Origin of the sequence: Nostoc flagelliforme FACHB-838, assembly GCF_014698065.1 — a bacterium.
Classification (GTDB): Bacteria; Cyanobacteriota; Cyanobacteriia; order Cyanobacteriales; family Nostocaceae; genus Nostoc; species Nostoc flagelliforme_B.
In genome coordinates this window covers 19220-41324 of the sequence record NZ_JACJSI010000023.1, presented here as the reverse complement: position 1 = coordinate 41324, position 22105 = coordinate 19220, and the positions used below count along the sequence as shown (strand labels likewise).

The 22105-nt window shown below is 41.1% G+C and carries 23 protein-coding genes and 1 pseudogene; 8 read left to right on the top strand and 16 right to left on the bottom strand.

The window, feature by feature from the left end; all coding sequences use genetic code 11:
- Positions 1-70 precede the first annotated feature (70 nt).
- Complete coding sequence (pyk, locus tag H6G97_RS14055; RefSeq protein ID WP_190941197.1) at positions 71-1840, bottom strand: pyruvate kinase; 1770 nt, start codon at positions 1838-1840, stop codon at positions 71-73.
- A 382-nt stretch (positions 1841-2222) separates the two neighbouring features.
- Between pyk and crtR the strand changes: the two genes are divergently transcribed.
- From crtR to H6G97_RS14035, 4 genes and pseudogenes are all read left to right on the top strand, one after another.
- Positions 2223-3113 (top strand): beta-carotene hydroxylase, encoded by an 891-nt coding sequence (gene crtR / locus H6G97_RS14050; RefSeq protein WP_190941196.1) that lies wholly within the window; start codon positions 2223-2225, stop codon positions 3111-3113.
- 62 nt (positions 3114-3175) lie between these two features.
- A complete protein-coding gene (locus tag H6G97_RS14045; protein WP_190941195.1) occupies positions 3176-3541 on the top strand; it encodes a papain fold toxin domain-containing protein in 366 nt (121 codons plus the stop codon).
- 13 nt (positions 3542-3554) lie between these two features.
- Positions 3555-3920, top strand: coding sequence for a hypothetical protein (locus tag H6G97_RS14040; protein ID WP_190941194.1), 366 nt, complete (start codon positions 3555-3557; stop codon positions 3918-3920).
- A 62-nt stretch (positions 3921-3982) separates the two neighbouring features.
- Positions 3983-4084: pseudogene (locus tag H6G97_RS14035) on the top strand (fatty acid desaturase); the annotation flags it as partial.
- A gap of 88 nt (positions 4085-4172) precedes the next feature.
- Here H6G97_RS14035 and H6G97_RS14030 read toward each other — a convergent pair.
- The 5 genes from H6G97_RS14030 to H6G97_RS14010 form a co-directional block, all read right to left on the bottom strand.
- Positions 4173-4577 carry a type II toxin-antitoxin system VapC family toxin gene (locus tag H6G97_RS14030; protein WP_190941193.1) on the bottom strand — a complete coding sequence of 135 codons (405 nt, stop codon included), beginning with the start codon at positions 4575-4577 and terminating at the stop codon, positions 4173-4175.
- 6 nt (positions 4578-4583) lie between these two features.
- Positions 4584-4799: a hypothetical protein gene (locus H6G97_RS14025; protein ID WP_190941192.1), complete on the bottom strand. Its 216-nt coding sequence runs from the start codon at positions 4797-4799 to the stop codon at positions 4584-4586.
- Between the two features lie 310 nt (positions 4800-5109).
- Positions 5110-5511, bottom strand: a complete 402-nt coding sequence (gene aroH / locus H6G97_RS14020; protein WP_199339752.1) for a chorismate mutase — start codon at positions 5509-5511, stop codon at positions 5110-5112.
- 215 nt (positions 5512-5726) lie between these two features.
- Positions 5727-6548, bottom strand: coding sequence for a signal peptide peptidase SppA (gene sppA, locus H6G97_RS14015; RefSeq protein WP_190941191.1), 822 nt, complete (start codon positions 6546-6548; stop codon positions 5727-5729).
- A gap of 528 nt (positions 6549-7076) precedes the next feature.
- The gene (locus H6G97_RS14010) at positions 7077-7373 is read right to left on the bottom strand and encodes a hypothetical protein (RefSeq protein WP_190941190.1); all 297 of its coding nucleotides are present in this window, start codon (positions 7371-7373) and stop codon (positions 7077-7079) included.
- Positions 7374-7929: 556 nt separating this feature from the next.
- Between H6G97_RS14010 and H6G97_RS14005 the strand changes: the two genes are divergently transcribed.
- From H6G97_RS14005 to plsY, 4 genes are all read left to right on the top strand, one after another.
- A complete protein-coding gene (locus H6G97_RS14005) occupies positions 7930-8724 on the top strand; it encodes an MlaE family lipid ABC transporter permease subunit (protein WP_190941189.1) in 795 nt (264 codons plus the stop codon).
- A gap of 108 nt (positions 8725-8832) precedes the next feature.
- Positions 8833-9249, top strand: a complete 417-nt coding sequence (locus H6G97_RS14000) for a DUF3119 family protein (protein ID WP_190941188.1) — start codon at positions 8833-8835, stop codon at positions 9247-9249.
- Positions 9250-9386: 137 nt separating this feature from the next.
- Positions 9387-10661, top strand: a complete 1275-nt coding sequence (locus tag H6G97_RS13995; RefSeq protein ID WP_190941187.1) for a DUF3086 domain-containing protein — start codon at positions 9387-9389, stop codon at positions 10659-10661.
- 70 nt (positions 10662-10731) lie between these two features.
- On the top strand, positions 10732-11409 hold the full coding sequence (gene plsY / locus H6G97_RS13990) for a glycerol-3-phosphate 1-O-acyltransferase PlsY (protein WP_190941186.1): 678 nt from the start codon (positions 10732-10734) through the stop codon (positions 11407-11409).
- A 210-nt stretch (positions 11410-11619) separates the two neighbouring features.
- On the opposite strand, the gene H6G97_RS13985 is transcribed toward plsY, so the two are convergent.
- The 10 genes from H6G97_RS13985 to H6G97_RS13940 all read right to left on the bottom strand — a co-directional run bounded on the left by H6G97_RS13985 (position 11620) and on the right by H6G97_RS13940 (position 22101).
- Positions 11620-11883 carry a hypothetical protein gene (locus tag H6G97_RS13985; RefSeq protein WP_190941185.1) on the bottom strand — a complete coding sequence of 88 codons (264 nt, stop codon included), beginning with the start codon at positions 11881-11883 and terminating at the stop codon, positions 11620-11622.
- A gap of 63 nt (positions 11884-11946) precedes the next feature.
- Positions 11947-12186, bottom strand: coding sequence for a hypothetical protein (locus H6G97_RS13980; RefSeq protein WP_190941184.1), 240 nt, complete (start codon positions 12184-12186; stop codon positions 11947-11949).
- 670 nt (positions 12187-12856) lie between these two features.
- Positions 12857-13429 (bottom strand): hypothetical protein, encoded by a 573-nt coding sequence (locus tag H6G97_RS13975; protein ID WP_190941183.1) that lies wholly within the window; start codon positions 13427-13429, stop codon positions 12857-12859.
- Positions 13430-13553: 124 nt separating this feature from the next.
- On the bottom strand, positions 13554-15119 hold the full coding sequence (locus tag H6G97_RS13970) for a TrbI/VirB10 family protein (RefSeq protein ID WP_190941182.1): 1566 nt from the start codon (positions 15117-15119) through the stop codon (positions 13554-13556).
- Positions 15116-15820, bottom strand: coding sequence for a hypothetical protein (locus H6G97_RS13965; protein ID WP_190941181.1), 705 nt, complete (start codon positions 15818-15820; stop codon positions 15116-15118). Before H6G97_RS13965 ends, H6G97_RS13970 begins: the two co-directional genes overlap by 4 nt.
- A gap of 50 nt (positions 15821-15870) precedes the next feature.
- A complete protein-coding gene (locus H6G97_RS13960) occupies positions 15871-16695 on the bottom strand; it encodes a hypothetical protein (protein WP_190941180.1) in 825 nt (274 codons plus the stop codon).
- Between the two features lie 104 nt (positions 16696-16799).
- Entirely contained in the window at positions 16800-17852 is a 1053-nt protein-coding gene (locus H6G97_RS13955) for a hypothetical protein (protein ID WP_190941179.1), read from the bottom strand.
- A 131-nt stretch (positions 17853-17983) separates the two neighbouring features.
- Positions 17984-18781 (bottom strand): hypothetical protein, encoded by a 798-nt coding sequence (locus tag H6G97_RS13950; protein ID WP_190941178.1) that lies wholly within the window; start codon positions 18779-18781, stop codon positions 17984-17986.
- A 247-nt stretch (positions 18782-19028) separates the two neighbouring features.
- A complete protein-coding gene (locus tag H6G97_RS13945; protein WP_190941177.1) occupies positions 19029-21776 on the bottom strand; it encodes a hypothetical protein in 2748 nt (915 codons plus the stop codon).
- Positions 21730-22101 carry a hypothetical protein gene (locus H6G97_RS13940; RefSeq protein ID WP_190941176.1) on the bottom strand — a complete coding sequence of 124 codons (372 nt, stop codon included), beginning with the start codon at positions 22099-22101 and terminating at the stop codon, positions 21730-21732. Before H6G97_RS13940 ends, H6G97_RS13945 begins: the two co-directional genes overlap by 47 nt.
- Between the last annotated feature and the right edge of the window lie 4 nt (positions 22102-22105).

The window sequence follows — 22105 nt, the reverse complement described above, 5'->3', positions numbered from 1 at the left end:
TGGGTATGGGGCATTGGGCATTGCTTTCTCTCCTCTGCTCCCACCAGTCCCCAGTCTCCAACCCCCAGCCCTAAGCCGTTCTCACCGCCCCTGAGTAAATTAAACCCCGTTGCAGATCCAGCGTTATAATCGCTCCATCCCGAATCGCCTGCGTTGCTTGCTTCACGCCGACAATCACTGGAACACCGAGACGCAAGCCAATCACTGCTGCGTGACTTGTAAGACTTTCTTCTTCCGTAATAATCCCGGCAGCTTTCCGAATTGCCTCGACGAAATCGGCACTAGTGCGAGGTGCAACCAATATGTCTCCATGATTAAAGTTACTTACATCCATACCAGTATTCGCCACCCGTGCGCGACCACTGACTGAACCTTGTCCGAGTCCAATTCCGTGACCTAGTATTGCCGTCACCACCTCTACCTTAATCAAATCAGTGGAGCCGGAAATTCCCTGGAGTGTGCCAGCAGTCATCACTACTAAATCTCCCTCGGACAGTAACTTCAGCTCTTGAGCCACATTAATCGCAGCTTGAAATGTCTGACCAGTGGAAGGTAAACCTAGCACCAATAGCGGTTTGACTCCCCACACCATTTGTAGCTGCCGCGCTACATTCACATGGGGTGTTACTGCCAAAATCGGTGTACGAGGACGAAACTTAGAGACATTGCGAGCTGTTGCCCCCGTTTGGGTTAGGGTCATGATTGCTGCTGCACCTAGTTGTTCGGCAATTTGACCGACAGCTTGACTAATTGCATTAGGAATGGAGCGCCGGGAATCTTTCAAAGAACGTAAGTTTAAGTGTTGGGCTTCTTCCTGCTCCATCCGCTCGGCAATTCGTGCCATCGTCGCCACTGCTTCTACAGGGAAACTACCCACAGCAGTTTCATTAGAGAGCATTACCGCGTCTGTGCCATCTAAAATCGCATTTGCCACATCCGACACTTCAGCGCGAGTGGGACGGGGATTGCTCACCATGCTGTCTAACATTTGGGTGGCAGTAATGATGGGAATTCCCAAGCGATTTGCTGTAGTAATTAGCCGTTTTTGGAGTACCGGGACATCTTCTGCTGGCAATTCCACCCCTAAGTCGCCTCTGGCAACCATCACCCCATCACACAAAGCTAGAATCGCCTCCATTTGTTCGATGGCTTCGTGCTTTTCAATTTTGGCAACCACTGGCACTTGCTTGCCTGTACTGGAAATTAATTCTTTAATTTCGATCATGTCCTGGGGATTGCGGACAAAGGAAAGTGCCACCCAATCGACACCCTGATCTAGACCAAACATCAGATCCTCTCGGTCTTTGTCGGTCATTGCCTTAATTGACAGGTAAACGCCAGGAAAGTTTACGCCTTTGTTGTTAGAAAGTTTACCAGGTACGGTGATCCGACAATGTAAATCACCTTTGTCTCGGTTAATCTCTTCGACTACCATTTCTACTCGTCCATCATCGAGGAGAATTTTTGCACCAACCGGGACTTCTTCGGCTAAATAATCGTAAGTGACGCAACTAATTTCCTGGGTGCCGACAACTGGACGATTTGTCAAGGTGAAGCGATCACCTTTTGCTAAAACTATAGACCCGTTGTCAAACTTCCCCAAGCGAATTTTTGGGCCTTGCAAGTCTTGGAGAATAGCCACTGGCTGATTTAATTCAAAAGCGGTTTGCCGAATTAAGCGAATACTACGCTGATGGTCGGCATGAGTTCCGTGGGAGAAGTTTAGCCGTAGCGTCGTGGCTCCCGCTTCAATAATCGCCTTGAGCATTTCAGGACTGCTAGTGGCAGGGCCAATAGTAGCGACAATTTTTGTCCGGCGCAGAGAATCTCTTAGTTGCATAGGGGCTGAAGTTAGGGAGCTATCTGGGAAGTCATCGTAACTTAAGTGTCATCTCCTTTTCAGTCACTGCTATATCAATAAGATATAAGCAGTTAGAGAGGGTTTATGGGAGAGTGGGGGCTGTGGGATAGACTAGATATAGTACATCAATCTTGTATCCATCCTCCCCATGAAGGAGTTTATCCCATAAACTTCTTGCCGATTGTCATACCCCACTTATTCACTAAAAACTAGTCCTCGTCTGGAATCATAGCGTTATTCATCTGCTGATATGCAAAGATGTAGATAAATCTTGCTATACAAAACTTTGCAAAAGTTTTTTATTCCCTAATCTTGATCGTAATATTTGTAATGTTTGGTAAAGAAGGAGTCAATTTTAGAAATGATTACATCGGAGGCACAAAAGCCACTGACAATCCCACCAAAGGAATTTTTAGCGCCTCCTGGTGATTTCAATCCCACGCTAATGCTTTTTTCCGTAGCTGTGGCGATGCTGGTGTTATCTAACTTTGGTTATTGGCTTTGGGAATGGCCGCATTGGCTGTGCTTTAGCGTTAATACGATTGCCTTACATTGTGCTGGGACGGTAATTCATGATGCCTGTCACCAATCCGCCCATCGCAACCGGGTGATGAATGCAATGTTAGGGCATGGCAGTGCATTGATGCTAGCTTTTGCTTTTCCAGTATTTACGCGGGTACATTTACAGCATCATGGACATGTGAATCATCCCGAAGACGACCCAGATCATTATGTCTCTACGGGTGGCCCACTATGGCTGATTGCGGTGCGGTTTTTATATCACGAAGTGTTTTTCTTTCAACGACGACTGTGGCGGAAATATGAGCTATTGGAATGGTTCATCAGCCGCTTAATTGTCGGTGCAATTGTTTATATATCAGTGCAATACCACTTTTTGGGTTACATTCTGAATTTTTGGTTTATACCAGCTTTTGTGGTGGGGATAGCACTGGGATTATTTTTTGACTATTTGCCCCATCGTCCTTTTGCGGAGCGCGATCGCTGGAAAAATGCTCGCGTTTACCCAAACCAAGTTCTCAATATCCTGATTATGGGACAGAATTACCACTTAATTCATCATTTATGGCCTTCTATTCCTTGGTATAATTATCAACCTGCATACTATGTTATGAAACCCCTTTTAGATGAAAAAGGATGTTATCAAACTTCAGGATTGTTGCAGAAAAAAGACTTTTTTGAGTTTGTTTATGACATCTTTTTAGGAATTCGGTTTCATCATCAAAAAGAATAGAGTTGTTGTATACAGCAATCGCCCACTAATGGCTAGCATTGGGAATTTGACAAAAGTACATCATGAGCAAGGCTAGCCTTCACAGTCAACTGAGTGCGATCGCTTCACAATTCCAAGTTTTTCAATGTGTTTCCTGTGCTATTGCCCTGCGCCAATTCCTTATTAATCAAAACATTTCTGGTAAACAGATTAGTCTGTTCACAGGTAGTATAGAAGATCCTTTTTGCAACATTTACCATGAACGCCTCCGACAAAACATTTCTATTAATGGGCGACATGAAGCGATCGCCGTTGAAATTAATGGGCAAGAACTCATTTTTGACAACATCCACCCTGAAGGAATTTCCAGAGTAGACTGGATTAATAACCTATACTGCCCTGCTCTAGATTTAGGCGGCAATTTCCAAATCACCGAAACCGATTTTTAAGCTGGAGGCACAGATGGTTGATTTGTATGATCTAATCCACAATATACGGAAACGTCCTGCTATGTATTTAGGACGAGCTTCCATATCCAACCTCCGCACTTTTCTAGCAGGTTACTGCTTTGCCCGTCGCCAGATAGGAATCCCTCAAACATCACAAGAACAGAAATTTTCAGAATTTCAAACCTGGATTCAGCAGAAATTTAATTTAACTTCCAATCAGACTTGGGATCAAATTATTTTATTTTTTTCCCAAGATGAACACACTGCACTAGATCAGTTTTTCAAATTGTTTGATGAATTCATTCAAACAGAACATCTTAGAGAACTTCAACCGAATACAACGAATAATTTGATAATGGTTTCAGGAACCCAAGATTAAAAGAAGCTTGAAATGGATGCTTTAGTGTAAGAACTCTACACAAATCTTTGATTTCAATAACCAATCGCTGGAAAAATACTCGCGTCTACCCAAACCAAGTTCTCAATATTCTGATGATGGGACAGAATTACCACTTAATTCATCATTTATGGCCTTCTATTCCACAGAAAAGGTAATACAGTTTTACTTTAAGAATTATATATTTAGGCAAGCTGGAGAAGCTCACATTAACTTAAGGGAGGAGTCAATTATTCATACAGAACGCCAATTTTCGATTTGCAAGTTAGGCACTCTTTGAAATTCTCGGACATTAGATGTCACCACAATATGATTATTGATTACTACGGCGGCTGCTATAAGTACATCATAAGCACCAATAGGTGAACCAGCTAATTTAAGAAAGCTTCTCATCTGGGCTGCTTGTTTTGCTTCTTTTGAATCAAAAGGTAAAATTGTAATTGAACCTAATAATATTTCAATAATTGATTGGATTTTAACAGCGCGTTGTGGGTTTATAACTAATCCATATTTCACCTCCATAACTGTTAGAGATGAAATAAAAATTTCAGTAGGAGAGATTAACTTTATTCGCTTGAGGGTGTTTTCTTCTCCTTTGACAAAATCACTAATGACGCAAGTATCCAGTAAATAACCCATACATAATTAAAGTTCTATCTCGTTCGGTGGTATCAGTTTCTCTCGATATGATTCAAAAATAATACTTTCTTTTATACCTGAATATTGCATGATTATTTCTGGCCATTGGCTGGCTTTAGTTTCTAGGAAGGTGACAAACACTAAACTTTCAGTGATACCTTCTGGTGTTTCAGCTAATTCAATTTTGCCGTTTTTATAAATTCCTTGAATTTTTTTTAACATAAGGTTCAATCCCTGCTGTAAGACTGGAACGTAAACTCGGCAAATTGCCAGATGAAACACTACTAAAAATCAAACAAGCTTTGATATTTGCTCTGGATTTGGAAATTGAGGAAGAGCAGGGTGATTCGAGAGATGTGGATAATACTTTATGATAAATGCGATTGATTTTGGGCGCGATCACCTCACCAATAGACCTCAAATCACTACGGCAAACTTAGTAATATTCTCCCATCAGCAGCAGGTTGATCAGCCGCATCAGCATATAATTATACTTTTGTGCTGTTTGTTACATATATTTGATTTAAATAATTTACACTTTTGACTTCACTACTGGCTGTGATGTTTGTAAAGACTGTGGCAAACTCCAGTCGGGACGCAAGCTAGCGGCGTTGCGTAAATAAATATGATGAATTGAGGCAGAGGCTGGCAGATAAGCGTGGATTAAGAACCGAATACAGCGCTGTAAGCTGCCTTCGACGTGCATTTGCTGCACATCTAACATGGCCACATTATCCCAACCAGGACGCGATCTAGCGATCGCAGCCGGAAAAATAGCATCCAAATCGCGTGTAACTGAGAAAGTCACACTAATCATGTCCGTCGGCTGGAATTGATTTCGGTTTTCCAGTTCATCTAGTAGTTCTGTCACTACCTCTCGCATTGCCTCAACGGTATTTTCTGAAACGGTTGTTGCTCCGCGAATAGCCCGCATTTGCCATTCCACGCCCAAATCCTCCTTAAAATAAAAAAGTTAGGGGTTAGGAGTTGAGAGTGAGAAATTAAGAGTTTTAACTCCTAACTCCTCACTCATAAACGCCAGTTACTCCACTTGGGGAAACCCCAGACGCTCATACCTCGTTAACGCTGCGCTATCGCTTTTAACGTCTCCCCTTGGGAGAAGACCGCACTGGCTTCTCCTAACTGATATTAGGGTCGATATAACCACAACGGTAAACCACTAGTAGAGACTTCAAATTCGAGCCAATCAATTCCAGATCGAATTCCTGATGAAACTTGACGACTTCCTGGCAGAAGTCGACTCAATAAAGGTTTACGTTCCTCTAGGGTATAGCAGAGAGTTTTTTCTGGATCAAGTCCGACTAGTTCTGCTGTCCAGCGACGGGCATCTTCTTCTGTACCCAGGCGATCTACAACACCCAACTCTCGGGCTTGCTGTCCAGTAAAAATCCGCCCATCGGCGAAACTTTTCACAGCTTCTACTGTTAAAGAACGGCCATCAGCTACCGTTTGCACAAACTGCTGATAACTTGTGTCAATCAACTCTTGCAGGATATTTTCTTCTGGTTGAGTCAGTTCCCGGTCGAAAGACAATATGTCTTTGTAAGGGCCAGACTTAATTACCTTGAAGGAAACACCGATTTTTTCTAGCAAGCGTTCCAAGTTATTCCCACGTAAAATCACACCAATACTACCCGTAATCGTACCTGGGTTGGCGACGATGTGTTCGGCTCCCATGCCGATGTAGACTCCTCCAGAAGCCGAGATATTGCCAAAGCTAGCGACGATTTTAATTTTTTCGCGCAGACGCTTCAGGGCGCTGTAGATTTCTTGGGAATCTCCGACTGTACCGCCAGGGCTATCGATACGTAGCAATAATGCCGGAAACTTTTTTTCTTCTACAGTTTTCAGAGCTTCTAGGACGCGTTTGCGAGTGGTACTGGCGATCGCACCAGTAATTTCAATCCGCGCAATTTGTTTTCTAAACTTAGGCTTAAACGGCCAAATCATGAGCTGTCAACATACCTCGTAATAAATTCAATATAAGATGCTCAACGGTCAGACGACCTGCTTTGCTCTGTTAAGAAACATGAGCAGGCATGGCGATCGCTAGACTTTTAAGGAAATTTTTATATTTTTGAGTTTTATTTACTATTCTCGTTCAATTGTAATCAAGTCCTTAAAAATTGCAGTCAACACAAAATGCCAAACTCTAGTCTAACCTCCAACCTGATGAGTTTGCACAGACTATTTTAACCTTTTACAGAGTTTAAAATTGCCTAACCCTTAGTATTGCAAGCTTTTTGACTTTTTGATGATTGGTTTAATACGGTCGCACACCTGCACCAGTTGTCAGTAATTAATAACTAATAACTAATAAATAATAAATATTTAATCAATAACTTCGATAGCCAATTTAAGTAATAAAAATTCATTTAGCAACACTAATCTGTATCCAGTAGTACTTTCACTTTTGGAAATATGGCTTTTTCCGATCTTGTGCAATCTATCAGCAACTGAAGAAGCTATTTCCACTACTTATGAGTCTATTCGTAAAATTTGGCACCGATAGTAAACATACGTATCAAACAGTGCGCCAACGAAACTACATGTCAAGCTAATCACAAATAATCCGCGTAGGGGAGTTCCACTGCCAAAGGCGGCGAGAAAATGCATAATTTGAGTAGCGATCGCTTCAGTTAACTCTTGTAAGCCGGGGAAGTAACCGATGAGCGGTAAAAGGAACAATCCGCCGCCAACAAGTAGCATGGGAGCGACAAAGCTAAAAATAATTGTCAGTAGTAGGGAGCGGAGAAAGTTAGTGAAAATAGTCATTTAAGACAAACTCCGTGAGTAGAGATGACAAGAGCTAGATAGCAGTTCGTCATTTTCTACAATACGTGTGATCGCTCCTGAACAGAGAATCTGTCAAGAATCTTAAGTTTTCATTAAAATAAGCAACTATTAGTTACAGCGTATGCTGGGAAAATAAAAAATCACTTTAATCTATAAAAACCTTGCAAAATGAAGGTTATAGCCAAGATTAGCACCTATTTATTGCTTTCTAGCACGTTTAAGAACAGCTTAATTTTCTGAGAACATCTTTAATCTAAGTTAATATTCAGTCTAGACATCTTGCAAAAATCACTTTTGCAAGATGTTGGGGAAAGGTTAAAGAGAAAGGGAAAATTCCATTTCTTTACCCTTGACCCTTTCCCCCACTTGTGCAACAAGTTTTCTTATTAGGAGAGTGAGGGAATGAGGGAGCAGGGGAAGAAGAATTAATAACCAGTCCCCAGTCCTTAATCTCCAATCCCCACCCAATTACCCATTCCCCATTCCCCATAACTTCCGCTATTCTTAAGGCAGTTACCGAGTTAGCTACAGAACATTGAACCAGACTACATCCAAATCCAGTTTAGGAGAATGGAGTCAGCGGCTGCTGGCGGCGATTTTTCTGGGTGGGCAAGTACTAGTTCACCTATTGAAGGGTAAAATCCATCGGCGCAACACCTTAGAACAAATGGCAGCAGTTGGGCCAGATTCCCTATTTATTGCCCTATTGACGGCTATTTTTGTCGGCGCAGTGTTTACCATTCAGGTGGCGCGGGAATTTATCAACTTTGGCGCCGGAAACATTATCGGCGGAGTGCTTTCTGTAGCGTTGACACGAGAACTCTCTCCCGTGTTGACAGCAGTGATTTTGGCGGGGCGAGTCGGTTCTGCTTTTGCAGCAGAAATCGGTACCATGCGGGTAACAGAACAAATCGATGCCATGTTGATGTTGAGAACTGATCCAATCGATTATCTGGTTATTCCCCGCGTGCTTGCTTGCTGTTTAATGCTACCAATTTTAACCCTCTTGTCTTTGATAACAGGGATGTTCGGAGGATTAATAATTGCGACAAATATCTACAACCTTTCTGATACGGTATTTCTAGACTCAGCCCGTAACTTTCTTGGGATATGGGATATTGTTAGCGCCATGATTAAGGCGTGTTGCTTTGGCATTTTAATCGCCGTAATTGGTTGCAGTTGGGGGTTGACGACAACAGGAGGAGCCAAAGGTGTAGGACAGTCAACTACAACTGCTGTTGTGACTGCCTTACTAATTATATTCGTTAGCAATTTCTTTCTTTCTTGGTTAATGTTTCAGGGGACTAGCAGTGCGTTCTTGGGCTTATAAAACTGATGAGTTAGGAGCAAAACCGGAGACACTTTGCCTCTGGTTCAGAGTTAGAAGTGAGGAGTTTTAACTCCTGCCTCCTGCCTCTTGCCTTCTAAAATAGGATAGATGCCTACTAATAAAGCAGGATTTAAGACTGTGACCACTTCATTTGCTCCTAACTCCACATCAACTGTGGAACTCAAACCTAGTTACAACATACCTATAGTGTTGATGATTGCCGCTATTCCACTACTGTTGGTACAACCGTGGATAGGCTTAATTTTCACACTGTTTGGTTTCTTTCTGATGTTTCAGGCATTAACGCTACGTTTGCAATTTACCGTCACCGACTTAGATATTTACAGAGGCGAAAAATTGCTTCGGCGTTTTCCCTATCAGGAATGGCAAAACTGGCGGATATTCTGGAATAAAGTACCCATTCTGTTTTACTTTAAAGAAATTAAAAGTATTCACTTTTTGCCGATTTTATTTGACCCTAACACCTTGAAGGGTTGTTTAGAACAACGTTGTCCACGTATTTAGTACTGAGTACCATCAGTGCCGAGTCGTTTTCATCTAGACTCATAACTCAGCACTGATGATTCAGGACTTTTATAGCAAGTCGATTGTAATATTTCTGAAAGCTATTTGTTCGCGTCATAGGAATTACACTATTGTTTATGAACTCAGAGGCATCTCAAACCCCAGAACCAATTGATGAGCGGTTGGCGGAAAAACAAGAACAGAACAGTGCAGTTGAACATCCAGCAAATCCATGTGTTGAGTCTGTGGTAGAAACAGGAGCCATTAGCTCATCAAAAGACTACACAACTTTTGAGCCACTCATTTCCAATGCAGAAGTGGTAGATTCTACAGTAGAGCTAACAGAAAATTCAAATGGCGAGTTTGTAGCCCAGTTAGAAGCTGAAAATCTCCCACTTCAGTCAGAAATAGAATCAGGAAATCATTCATTATATACAGAAGCAGAGCAGCGAGTGGCAGAGTTGCACAGCGTCCAAGCCGCTCTCAATGAAGAAATAGCCAACCTGCAAGCTTATTACAAAAATCTTCAGGCACAGGTGAGTGAAACTCAAACATCACTGGGACGAATCGTACAAGAGTCACTGGTGCAGTTAGAACAACGTAAACAAACCCTGCAAATTTCTGTAGAACAATTAGAACGCCGTCAAGAACGTATCCGCAACGAAATGCGAACTACTTTTGCTGGTACGTCCCAAGACTTGGCAATTCGGGTGCAGGGTTTTAAAGATTATCTCACAGGTAGCTTACAAGATTTAGCCTCAGCCGCCGAGCAGTTGCAACTGACACCAACTGTAGTAGAACGAGAAAAACCATCTGTAAGAGAGGCTAAACCAGTTGAACCACAATCTGGAATACCCCAATTTGCCCAACAGCAGTTTCAAGACACTACAAAGCAAATTCGCCGCTTAATTGACCAATATCGCAATAAACCGGACTACTACGGCCCACCGTGGCAACTACGTCGTACCTTCGAACCAATCCACGCTGAACGTGTTTCCAACTGGTTTTTTACCCAAGGGGGACGGGGTGGTTTGCGGACAATGGGTAGCCGCTTGCAGAATATCCTGATTGCCTCAGCTACGATTTCGATATTACATAAGCTCTATGGCGATCGCCTCCGTACTTTAGTCTTAGCTAATACGCCGGAGCGATTAGGTGAATGGCGGCGCGGCTTGCAAGATTGTCTGGGAATCGGTCGCCCAGATTTCGGCCCAGACCGGGGTGTGGTATTATTTGAGGCATCTGATGCTCTCGCTCAGAAGGCAGACCGATTGACAAAAGCCAATCAATTGCCCTTAATTATCATTGATGATTCAGAGGAGCTAATCAGTTTGTCACTGTTGCAATTTCCTTTGTGGTTAGCCTTTGCTCCTGACCCCAAAACAGTGAGAAACTATGATGACGACTTTTAATTAGTCAATAGTCCAGAGTGAAAAGTTATTTCTCTGGACTTTTTTGAATAAGTGAATTTTGAATTTTATTATGGCTATTTGGTTAACTCTGTGCGTGCTAATTGTGGTGATAGCTTACCTGCTGGGTTCTTTTCCCACTGGCTACATTGCTGTGAAGCAGTTAAAGGGTATTGATATTCGGGAAGTTGGTTCAGGTTCCACTGGCGCAACTAATGTACTAAGAACCTTGGGGAAAGGGCCAGGAGCATTGGTTTTAGTACTTGATGCCTTAAAGGGAGTATTAGCGATCGCTCTAGTTTACTGGTTGTTCAATTTTAACCCAATTCAAAATTATATACCTCCAACAGTAGATCCACAACTATGGCAACCGTGGATAGTAACTTTAGCTGGGTTAGCTGCCATCCTCGGACATAGTAAATCAATTTTTTTAGGCTTTACTGGTGGTAAATCTGTTGCTATTAGCTTAGGAATCTTGTTGGCAATGAGTTGGCAGGTAGGTTTAGCAACAGCAGGTGTATTTGCCGTCGTTGTGGCGATATCGCGGATTGTCTCTTTGAGTTCAATTACAGGTGCGATCGCAGGTTCCATTTTCATGGTACTTTTGCATCAACCCCTACCCTATATTCTGTTTGGAATTGCCGGCGGATTATATGTGATTTTGCGCCATCGTACTAATATTGAACGACTGCTTGCTGGTACTGAGCCAAAAATTGGGCAAAATGTAGCGACACCAGAACAAACTACATGATGTAAGGGTTTGTAATTGCTTGGAATACAAACAATTTATATAGACGCACAGTTGTGCATCCCTACCGTGTGTCTGATTCAAATGAAAATTGTTTGTTATAGATAAGCGCCAATCAAATTCCCCTCTTTGCTTGCCTAACGTCAGGCTGACACCAACAAAGAGGGGTAAGATTCTTCCAGAATTACTACTATATTGATATTGATTGGTGTTCTAATCTTCCGAACGAACGTTACCTTTAATTAAACGGTGAAAAAGGCGGCAAGGCCACAAAAAAGCTCCACAGATACTTACTGAAGCGATAGCGGCCACAACTCGCCAAATCGAGCTAGGCGGAGTGGCAGAATCTGAAGGATGATCTTGTGTACTTTTGGCTAATTCTGGCACTGAATGAGATAGCTGACTGGCTGTACTGAACCCTTCAATTGCTGCTCCAATTAGATAAGCTACTAGGGCAATTACTAGCCAGTAATTCATAATATTCCACTGTTTAAACTCTGAGCGTATGCTTGGCAATGAGAAATCATTTGATTTATCGCGCTAATGATTGCCGCCTTGCCCAAAGGATAATCTACCTTCCGCTGTATCACGAATGAGGGGTAGTTTGGATTTTATATAAGTATTAAGGGTGCTATCTGCCTGCGGATCAATCGCCTGCTTCGCCTTTAACTGCTGGAGAAGGACTTGCACTAAAGCAGCATCATCAAACTGTAGCAGGGTGCTAACCTGTGTAGACTCGATTACAGCCCAAAGCTGTTGCATTATTTTCGCTGTTACCATGAGTCTGTAACCTCTTAAGCTTTTCTTTATATTTACACAGATTTGGAATTTGTAGTTAGTTTTTGCCTAAAGATTTATAAAGATGTTGGTTGGAAACGCCTGAGTAAGTAGGTAGGCATAATTAAACATAGAATAAAATTCTAGTTTGCAGTGAGCGATTCATCAATCTAAATAAGGATTATCAGGATTAAAGCCGTGATTACAAACTTTAATTTATTTACGCCTAGCTATTTATACTTAAGACAATATAGGTGAAGTACCCCAATTTGCTTCCCTGAAGTAGTAACTCACAGCCAAATACTTTTCAAACATCCTCTTCCTCTTATACCAATTTGAAAAAAGAATGCGACAGATGAGTAGGGGCACAACAATGTTGTACCCTTACAAATAATTGATGTGTCGCAAACATTATTTGAATTGGTATTACTTCATTTACACATCTCTAGAAATTAATTATTTATTGCCTGATATCATGTTCGGCAAATCACTTATAATATGTCATTGCGAATGCAACGAAGTGGAATGAAGCAATCGCAAAGGTTTGGGATTGCCGCGCTACGCTCGCAATGACATAAGTATTAAGTCGAACATGATATGAAACCCTTATAGAGACCTAGCGCTGCTACGTCTCTACTTCGCTCCTATATCTATTAGGTACTTTTGGTAAACTTTATTGTGAAACTTTTGCACAAGCCCCTTCCTGACCAGAAGGATCGGGAAAAATTGCTAAAGTGTGATATTCGGGATTATCTGTTCCATATATCACTCGAAAAGTATACAATTTGTTTCTACCTTGCCCTTCGGTAACAACTGTTAAAAGTGTATTGTTAGTGTTAGGAAGCCCAGGAATGTTCAGTTTGGGAATTCGTCTGAGTTGAATTACATTCGCTGCTGAGTTTTTACAATCTCCTGAACTAGCATTAGGTTTTGGGCCAAACTGCATACATACTGGGCCATCAAAATCCATCGTTACTTGTGATGGATCGTTCAACCAAACTTTTTTAATTACTTCTCCGGCCGGAATAAAGCTTAAGTTTGTTCCTTGCTGATACCAAACATTGATTGTAGGTACTAGTCCCCCTAAACCCTGTGCTTGGCAGGAAAATATGGAACGCAAAACGGCGTTATTAGCTACAGCGCGGCCTACCAACAAGAGCATAGCAACCGAGAAAATTAAGGAAGCTATAGGTAGGAAATAAGAATTCTTTGCGGTATTTCCTGACGATTTAGTATTATTTTTCATGGTTGCAAATGGGTAAATTGGTAGATGTAACAAGGGGAGATGGGAAAAAGGAAAAGAAAACTAATTAACCAATTACCATTACCCAATCTAATATCTCAATTGGTATAAATCCTACCTTCTAAAACTAGATCGCTTGATTAACGTATAATTCAACAGTTGTACCAGCTTGCATAAACCAAATATTAGTTGGTTGTGACATTTGGGCGATCGCCTGTTGATTACGTTGGGCAATTTGGGGTACTACAGAAGTGAAACCACCTTCCGCAACCGCAGCTACAAGGTCACGTCTATTCTCAGTGATAGTACCAGTAGCAGAAGTAATGACGGGGGTGGAATCGCCGTTGCTATTAGTGGTGGTGGTGGTGGTGGGTAAGGACACGAGTGTGGTATCGGGGCGATTTATTAACTCTGCCGCTTTACCAAGACCTCCCAAAACGAATAGTCCTAGATCCATTGATGCTATAGACGAACTTTGACCGGGAAATTTACTTGCTATTAAAGGTTTACCTTGGGTACCGCGAATAATAATTGCATTTTTGGGTAAGCTTTGCTCTGTAGGGTTGCCATTATTTTGCGAGATCAGTTTAACTACGTTCATCTGCAAAAAACCTTGTTCGGAAATGGAACGAATTTCAGTTAAGAATTCGGTATTTGCAGGTATAGCGATCGCCCCATCGGAGGATTTTAGCGGTTCTTCCAATCGGATCACAAATACGGTTTTTTCTTCCTCTGAATCACCACCGCTTGACTTATTAGTAGTTTCTCCGAATATTGCTGTTGCTAGCACAGCTTTGGCACTACTCCCGACTGCTAAGGATTTTGGCCCCAGCGCTTGCGCTGTTTCCTGTTGTGGGGGTGGCTCAGGAGGTGGTGTCTGTTGCTGGGGCGTGTTGTTTAAAGGTTCAACAGCGGCTATGGTAGTAGGTTGATTGGTAGCATTTACTTGACCATAACTACCTAACTTTGCTAGCCTTGCCCACTCTTCAAGTGGGCTTGGTGGAGATGGTGGAGTTATTTTAACTACCGGTTGAGTGTTTGGCTTCACAACTGGTAGCTGGGGTGATGGCACAGGTTGAGAAGCAGGTACTCTAACGACGCGCTCAACTGTAACTGTGCGAGGTACATAAGCTGTTGGTGGGGGTGTTGGGATCACTTGCGGTCTAACTGATGGTTGTTGCAAAGGTACTGTAGACATTGATTTGGCAGTTCTCAGCTGTTGTTGGGCAGCTTTCACCATTTGCGCTTGTTCAGTCAGGGCTAATTTCGTTTTTAGAGTATCTACTTGAGCTTCTAGCTGTTGAGATGTAGATTCATTAGTCGGCTGCTCTTGTACTGGTGGAGAAACAATATTTTGGGGTTTTCGATTGCTGGTACCCATTAACTGCGACAAAAACACACCACCCACCAAAACGATCCCTAAGGTAGCAGCCCCTACCAAGCCTAATTTTGCAAAGGGATTAGCTGAGAGAGCTTGCTTAGTCTGAACTTCTTGTGGTTGAGAAACCGATTCTGGTGGCGTTGCAGAGTTTTCTGATCCTTGGGTATCGGTAGAAGAAGATTCTTCAAAGCCGACCAACTTTGACATTCGTGATTCCCAATCCGAAGATTCTACTTCTACTTGGTCATCGTCGGTGGTTAGAGCAAATCCATTTTGAGGAGGTGTTTCCGCAGGGATTGAGTATCGGGTCATGGTAGAGCTTGGTTTGGTTTTCCAGAACAATTGTTATCTTTCATCTCACATATATTATAAATTTCTAGTCTGGCTTCACCAAGGCGGTAAGCTGCGAAGTGCAACGGTAGTGGCGCATTTGGTAGTGAAGTTGCAGGCTCATCTATTGCTCTAACTAAAATTTGTTTATTAAAGGAAACTGATTTTCCCAACCTATCATAACCGCTAAAAGTTAATTGATTGGCAAGTATCTCTATTTTCCACCTTCCATTGCCTATTTCTGTAGGTTGAGAAATTTTTTGGATTACTAAAACATTCTCTGCTCCTCTATTAACATTTTCAAATTGCCTATCTGGATTTAAATTAGTAAGTTCCGACTTAAGTTTTTCTTTAAAATCATCAGCTATTAGTTGGGAGGTAATTTCCCAGACTTGTGTTGGCGGCTGTTCTTGCGACCAAGTAAGCATTAAGCTCATAGTTTCACCAACAAACCGCCTAATAGCCTCTGGCTGTCGCTTTAAGTTTGGTTCAGGGTCTACGGTTATAGTGCGACCATCAACAAGTTGCACTAAACTTTCAGGCGTGAGTTGCAGACTTAACTGTTGTAACATAGACCCGTGAAATATTAGTAAAAGCAAGGTTAACAGATGTAAACCAAATGTTCCTACTGCCAACGCTGGCAAGGGGTTGTTTTTCTTATTTTCTGGCTTGAGTAATTGCATTAATAATTGATTATATAAATTGAACTATGACCCAGTGAATTAGAAATCTATTATCTGATAAAGCTATCAGATGTTTGTCCAGTTACGCATTGTTTTGATGTATCTTGGTTAGAGCTATTGTAGTTATCTAGCAAACATAAGTTCCGAATTTCATAAATTTCTAGTCTATCAGAGCGGACACTATAAATTGCTTTTTGTAAGTCGGTGCTATTGTCTGCTTGGGGATTAGCGAAATAATCTGCTGCACGTACAAGAAAATCTTTGTTAAAAGGAGTGATAAGTCTTGCACCACCAACTCGGTTTTTTTGAATTAAGTCGGCTACCATACCCACTTGCCATTTACCTGGTGCAATTTGTTTAGGTGGATAAACCCGTTTAATAACTAATTGTGATGTCATTGCTTGATTGGGATTTTCAGAGAAAACCTCTGGCGGTGTCATTTCTGCAACTGTGCTTAAGAAACCTTTGCGAAAGTCTTCTGATAACGCAAAACTAGCTACCCAGGTGCTGGTACTAATCTTTTGGCCACTACCTTGAGGTGTACTAATAAGTATTCCTAAATCTGATTTGGGGTTTGCAACTTCTTCAATAGTTTGTGGTGGTAAGGTTCCAGACCAGCTAAACATTGATATCATCGTTTTGCTGATAAATCGGCGTATCGCTTCTGGTTCTCTTGCTAAATCATCAATATTAGCAACTGGTTTACCATCAATTAATTGTACAAAATTGGGAGGTTTTCTCAAACTGAGTTGGCGAATATTTAGCCCTTGTAATAAGAATAAAAATAAAATTAATATATGTACACTGAAACTGGCGATCGCAAAAATCGTCAAAACACTTCCTGTTCTTTGTCTTTTTTCTAATAAACGCACCATTTCATCACCTCGTACTGCAAAAAAATTAGCTATTATATATGACGATTTCTATATAGTCAGCAGTCACGTCACTTGCTTCTTATTCATTTTTAATTTTGAGTTTTCTATATTCTTTCCTTTACTAAAGAAGCCGTATTACTGATAGCACCAAAGACTGCAAAACCACCAGCAGCAGCCACAAGTAAAGATAAAATTGGTGCTAATATTCCTAGAAAAATTATGAACCACATTAAATCCGGGTCAACATTAGGATTTTGACCTGGGCCATTTACAATCACTGCGGAAGTTAGCACAGCAATAATATTGAATGAAATTTTGGCAATTCCCATAGATAGAAATCCAGTCAGCCATGCAAAGATTGGTTTGCCAGCTACAGGTAGTAAAGAACTACCAAGAGCTATTGGCCCTAAAGCTGCTATTAACAACATAGTTGCTTCTATCAAGTTCTGGAAGGCATATTGTAAAGAAACTAAAAAGTTCTTGATGCTCGTTTGGACTGTAGAACCTAAAAGAGAATTAAAAGAGGTTTCTGATACACTGCCAACAGTGCCATATTTGATATTATCTACCTTAATTTGCAGTCTATTTATCCAGCTTCTATTTCCATAAGTGTCTCTATATTTTCGCCAGAGAACGTTGAGTTTGTCGCCAGCTTTCAAAAAGCATTGACTTTGTTGTTCGCCAGTAAGCGATTGACAAGGACGTAGAAAAGAACCAGCTACTTCTTCAGCAATACTCATATTCAGTGCTTGCTGGTAAGTTTTATTTGCATCTGCTGTTACCAATACTTGCTGATTCGCAGTGTTTAAAAAATTCCGCACTCCCAGAGTCAGATTAGAAAGTATACTTCCATTACCTGAATTACTTAAGAGTACTACCACTATGAAAGGCCAAATTAAAGCTGATATGGGACGGGTATATTCGTAGGATATTAAGTCTTTGAGGAATTGTATCATAAAAAATAACAGGGTTCCTACCGCGAAAAAAATACCCAGATTTGTCAGCGAACCATACAAATTATTATTGGTGTTATTTTGTAATAAATCCAGCCATTGTTTATCCCAACCTTCGGCAATACTTTGAGAAGTTGCAGTACCATTATCGATAACTCTATCAATGCCTACTTGGGCAAAAATTAGTTTAATAGCAAGTTGCATTTTTAGTTTGTGGGCTATTTTTTTATTTTGTAGGGTATACCTATTAAACTGTTTTTCCGATTTTTTTAGGTTGTTAAAAGTTAAAGAATTTTAAAAAGTATCTGAGAAATCAGAGTTGTTTTCCTAAAATCCTACTTGTTAACTGTTCTGCCAAACAAATCCATTTGAGAAGTCGCTCGTAAAAGTCGCGCTGCTTCTGTAGATGTTTCTACTCTCCGAGCGCGGTTTGCCTCTTCCGACTGCTGAGATATGTTTGCCAAATTTAAGTTTGAGTATTGTAAAGACTGATTATTTTGTATTGTCTGAGCAAATGTTTCAGCTACAATTTTTACTTGTTCTTGTTGAATTTGAGTATTTTGTAATTGAGTCAGACCTAGCACTTCTGCTAGTCCGGCAATACCACTCTTTACAATATCTGTATTGTTAGCAAGGGACTGGATCTTTGTTTCAATTTGATTATCATCAGCAAATTTTGTAATATTCTTTAAAGATTCTTCAGTACTTTCTAACTTCGCTTTTGCCCTATTTTGTCCATTTCTTCCGAGAATACCTACTGCTACTCCACGGGTAATTACACGATTAAGTTCATTACTAACTGAATTTCCCCAGACTGCTGAATTATTCTCAAAGCGGTTTGCTCTAGAGTCGTAAGGAGCAGAGGGGTTAGTCAATTGATTCCGAACTTGTTTTCCCGCAGCGATGGGGTTAGGTATATTTAATTCTCCCTTGTCAGTATTAAGAGCAATTTGACTTTCTGTTTCTACAGGCTTTAAATTGTCGCTCAAATTATATTGAAGGTAATTTTGCAAATCTGTGGAATATGCTTGAAAATCAGTCCAAACGCCGCCTAATCCAGTTTGAATTTGTGCGATCGCTGGTAGGATTGCCAGGGATAACAAAGTAAAAGTAAAAATGGTAGTTTTTCGCATATATCTGTGCCTGAAAAAGGTAAACGACATCATGTAGTGAGTCAGAAATTTAACTTTTTAACTCAATACGCTTCAATTAAGGCTTAACTCTTTGTCAAAGTCAGTTTTTTCAACGAACTGCCAACGCATAGCGTCTCTTAGAGAAGAAAGCGAAGGAAGATAAGGAAGAAATACTTAACTAAACGGTATTGGTTTTGAACTATGATTTATAGTTTTTAACTCACTGTTAACTGTTTGCAAAACCCGATTAACTACTACGTAGATTTGCCACTAACTGACGCGCAAAGGCAGAAATTGCTTCATATTTATCGCTGTGAAACTGCATCATTTTGCTACGCGCAGTTTGTTCAGAGGGGTTATTAGCAACTGCTGCCAATTGTTCGTAACCTGGATAGTAACGGCAGAACGTATAGCTACCATTATCATCTAGTAGCCATTGACTATAAACGCCTTCTTTGCGGGGAAAAAAGCTTTCTGAGGCATTACGAGCAATAACTTGGCGGGGATATTTCAAGATATCTGCAAAACTATCTACTGCAACTGGCTGAATGCGTCCAATCAATCGTGTTGTCAAGTTTTGCAAAATTTTAGATGCAGCTTTAGATTTAGCAATAGTGTCAGGATCTTGTCCTGATAAGATGACTCTAATACCTGCTTTAGCGCCGTTGGCACAAATTCTGCCCACTAAGTCAGAAATTTGCTCAAATTCAAACAAAATTGGTGCTTCATCGATAAAGAATATGGAAGCCGGACTACTTAATGCACGTCGTAGTGCGGCTGAATAGGCACTCAAGGAGAGTACGGCTGCATCTTCACTATCTGATAGGTTTCTCAGAGCAAAAACTAAAAGTTGTGCATCGGTAGGAAAGCTAGATGGTGCAGAAATGGATTGTCCGACGCGGCTAGAAAGCCAAAATCGTAAGCGCAGCTGAATTTGACTCAGAGCGTCTTCTACTCTGCCAGTTAAAGAACTTAGCTGCAAATGTTCGGGTGAGCAGAAAAAGAGAAAATCTTTTAAGGTAGGGGTTTTCTGCCAAGCAAGAGTGCCAAATCCCTCCGTCATTGCGTCTCGATATCGCTCTTTGATCCCCTCATCTCTAAAGAAGGCTTCTAAAGCTAGGTTAAGCAGCGATCGCACGGTTTGCGATAAAATTTGACTTTCAGTCGATGATCCTAAAACCATTGTCATTAACGCTGATTCGAGGAAGGCAGTATAATCGTTAAAGCGATCGCGCTGTTGTTCTGGTTCTAGCGATCGTAAATCTGGCTGTTCAAATAAGTTATTCGATTGTTTGGAAATATCAAAATAGGCTCCATTCCCCTCCATAAACTCTGTATAGTCAGTGAAAGTAGATGTCCCATCAGGTTTAGGAAAATCTAACGCCACAACCGGAATGCCGTGTGCCAAAGCCTGAGTTAAAATCCCTGATACCAACACCGATTTACCAGCACGAGTTGTAGCAAACAAAGCTAAATTTTTGTGTTGATTAAATAAGTCTAAATGTACAGGTGTTCCGCCTTCTTCAGCAATCAACTCAAAACCTTGCTTATCACCTCTTTTAGTTAAAACTAAAGGCATTAATCCGGGAACTTCACTTGTTAAATATAGCTGGCGACGGTTGAAAGGTGTTGCTAACAAACCTTCCCAAACTATCGGTAGAGTTTGCAGCCAAATTTTCCAAGCATATTCAGTTTCCCTAATTACCCTTGCTGGACGTTGAAAACAGTTTTCAATATATCTTGTCGCCTCATCTAATTTATCGAGACTTGGACGATGTACCAAAATGACGACACTCGTATAAATCGGGACTGCACCTTCAAATAATTGTTCTTGTGCCGCTACCGATTTCTTCAACTTTAATTGAGCATTGACATCAATAGTTTTACTTTTTTCTTGAGCCATGATTGTTGTCATGTTTGACTGCTTCAGCACTCGTTGCAAAGTGGTTTTCACCACTGCGGGATTTGCGGCAGTCAACTCACAAAAAATTTCTGTATCTACTACTGTTTCTCTAGCCAACAGTTCCCATAAATAGCGCAGTTGAGTCGATTTATTAGTCCAACCTCCGGGTTTCTCTAGAAATGACAGTGCGCCAATATAACGATTGTTAACATTAACCCAGCGGCGATCGGCACAAGGTACACTAGACTCCATCAGCAAAGTTGTGCCGTGAATATTGTCTATAAGTAGTTTAGTACTAGCTAAATCAGAATTAACTTCCTCGTGTAATCCTTGTTCATCTAAAGTCATTAACTGGGGAATAGGTATTGCTTCTGTATCATTAAACCTTCTCCAGATTTCCTCCCAGAGTTCATCAGCTTTCAAAGGCTTAATATCTAACCCCATTTGGTTAGATAAAATTTGTTCCCAACGCAGAAAACCCTGCTTATAAGCATTTGAAATCAGGGTTTCAATGCGTTGGTTTTCTACGTCTGAAAGATCACCTTTGAATTTCAACCACCAAGATTCAGCCTTAACTAAAAGCTTTTCTATCCAATCATCTGCATGCTGCGAGTTTGATTCAATCGTATAAGTAACGTAAATCCGCAAAAATTTTGGTTTACGAATTCCAGAAATAGTTAGTTCCTTGACTCTAGCTCTCTCCGCCATCAATAAATATTTAATATCTCGTGATGGCGCATTTCTGATTAGTGTTGCTAATTCTTTTTGCCGCTCTTTGTCTGAGCTAAAAGAACCCAAGTGCAGTGTCATCCTTTCACCGCTAGGGATGTCTTTTAATCCGGCTTCAATATTATTAAAAAGTGTATCGATTTGTTCAGGTCTTAAGGTGGTATGAATTCCCTTACAATCAAAACCAAAAACAAAGCAGAACCGATCTTTTTGAGTGCCTTTTGTTAAAAGATAAGCACCAATATCACGTCCATTTATTGCGACGCGCAGCATTGTCGCCAAGTGCAAGGCATCTTCAAATGGTGTTAATCTACTTTCATTTCCGGCGATGCCGACGCTTTGTTTTCCGATTTTTTGCTTCATGGTTAACTTCCAATAAGCTTTGATAACGAGCAAAGCCTCTTGTCCAAGCGGGAACGCCAACAAATTTACTTAGAAAACTCCAACTCCTACCACCAGTTAAGATCCACCAAGTTCCTATTCCCCAACCAGTAATTAGTACTGTCCACAACCACTTTTGAAACTCTTCTTGGAAAATCCCACCAAAAATTCCATTAATAATAAAGTAAGAGGCTAAGGCAATTACTGTCCAAGGAAGAATTTGATCGGCAGGAATTGGCCCTAACGAAGGTTGGCTTCCCAGAACCTGATTGACTGGACGAAATTCTTGTTCCCGCTCTTGAGACATTTGA